Raw genomic sequence first — 569 nt, forward strand, 5'->3', positions numbered from 1 at the left:
GTTGCTGGACTAAACGTGAAGCTACCTGAGCCCGAAGTTCCTGTAAACATTAAGCCTAAGCTTGTCAAGTTCGCCACTCCACTACTAAAGTCGCCTGCTCCATTTAATTTATTCGTGCCCGATAAGCCCGTGATGCTTCCTATCAAGCTACTGCTTACTGTAACATTATTCGTCGAGGCATTAAAGCCTGTCACTACGTTGCCATAAGCATCTTGTGCCGTTAAGGTATTCGTGCCCGTAAAGGCTACTCCACTGGTCTGTGGACCTGCTAAGGCTAAGCTGAACTTAGCAAAGCTTCCCACTGAAACACTCACCGATAATTCGCCAGCTCCACTTGCCGTCAAGCTGCCATCACTCACATTGATTGAAGCAGACTCTACTTTGTACAAGCTCAGACTAGCCGTAGCTACTCCATCCGTGAAGACCACACTCGTAGCCGTGCCAAAGTCTGTACCTCCTACTTTTGGTGCCGTCACTGGAGACGATGAACTATTCGCTCCACTAAACGTTAAGCTCTTGCTGCCTGTATATCCTGTTACCGTATTGCCATTCGCATCCTTCGCCGTGAT

1 protein-coding gene is annotated in these 569 nt (G+C 48.3%); it reads right to left on the reverse strand.

All coding sequences use genetic code 11. The annotated features are described in order from the left end of the window. Positions 1 to 569 (reverse strand): hypothetical protein (locus SKC36_RS12280; RefSeq protein ID WP_459466073.1); only part of this gene is annotated, 569 nt, incomplete at both ends.

It is taken from the genome of Aquirufa sp. OSTEICH-129A (assembly GCF_054558355.1).